General features: G+C 68.3%; 2 protein-coding genes. Both read left to right on the forward strand.

Going from position 1 to position 1,088, the window contains the following annotated elements; all coding sequences use genetic code 11:
- A partial coding sequence (locus tag ACIRS4_RS38705; protein ID WP_404205036.1) for a helix-turn-helix domain-containing protein occupies positions 1-315 on the forward strand: 315 nt, incomplete at its 5' end.
- Between the two features lie 228 nt (positions 316-543).
- Positions 544-1,088 (forward strand): SDR family oxidoreductase (locus ACIRS4_RS38710; protein ID WP_404205038.1); only part of this gene is annotated, 545 nt, incomplete at its 3' end.

A 1,088-nucleotide genomic window follows, 5' to 3' on the forward strand; every position in this document is an offset into this window, starting at 1 on the left:
CGGGCTCTGCTCATGCGCCACGGCCGGGCCATCGACCAGGCCACCATCGCCGCCGATCTGCACATGAGCGTGCGCACCCTGCGCCGCCGCCTGGCCGACGAGGGCACCACCTTCCGGGAACTGGCCTGCGAGACGACGGGCCTGCTCGCGGAGGAATTGCTGGCCACCGGATTCACCGTCGACACGGTGGCCACGCGCCTCGGCTACACCAGCGTGTCGGCGTTCGCGACGGCGTTCCGCGATTGGAAGGGGCAGACCCCCGGGCAGTTCGCGCGTTCGGAGCCCGCACCGCCGAACCGGCGGCTGCGCCGCTAGCGCGCGTGAAGCCGTGCAGGCGGCCGTGAATCTGAATCGGGTTTCAACAGTGGTCCGATAACCGGTGTATGAACTGCACTTTCACCCCGCGTGTGCGACAGATCACATGCGTGGTTCGATGCTGCCAGTATTGACCAGGATGGGCTTTTCGAGCATGGTGTCCGAAGAACTAAGCGCTTAGTAAGTTGCCTGCTCGCCGGACCGCACCGATCATCGGAGGACTTCCACATGACCAGATTCGAGGGCAAGACCGCCATCGTCACCGGCGCGAGCCGCGGGATCGGGCTCGGCATCGCGCAGCGCCTGGTGGACGAGGGCGCGCGGGTCGTCATCACCGCCCGCAAGCAGGAAGCCCTCGATGAGGCGGTCGCCGCACTGGGCGGACCGGACAAGGCGCTGGCCGTGGCCGGTCGCGCCGACGACGTGGCCCATCAGGCCGAGACGGTGAAGCGGGCCGTCGACACCTTCGGCAGCGCCGACCTGCTGGTCAACAACACCGGCATCAACCCGGTCTACGGGACCATGATGCAGCTCGACCTCGAGGCCGCGCGCAAGATCGTCGAGGTCAACTGCCTGGCCGCGCTGTCGTGGGTGCAGCAGGCGTACGGCGCGTGGATGCGGGATCACGGCGGCGCGGTCGTGAACGTCTCCTCGGTGGCCGGGCTCAAGCCCGCGCCCGGGATCGGTTTCTACGGCGCGAGCAAGGCCATGCTGACCCACATCACCCAGGAACTCGCGGTCGAGCTCGGCCCGGACATCCGGGTGAACGCGGT

The sequence above is a fragment of the Streptomyces sp. NPDC101166 genome (genome assembly GCF_044768125.1).
Taxonomy (GTDB): Bacteria; Actinomycetota; Actinomycetes; order Streptomycetales; family Streptomycetaceae; genus Streptomyces.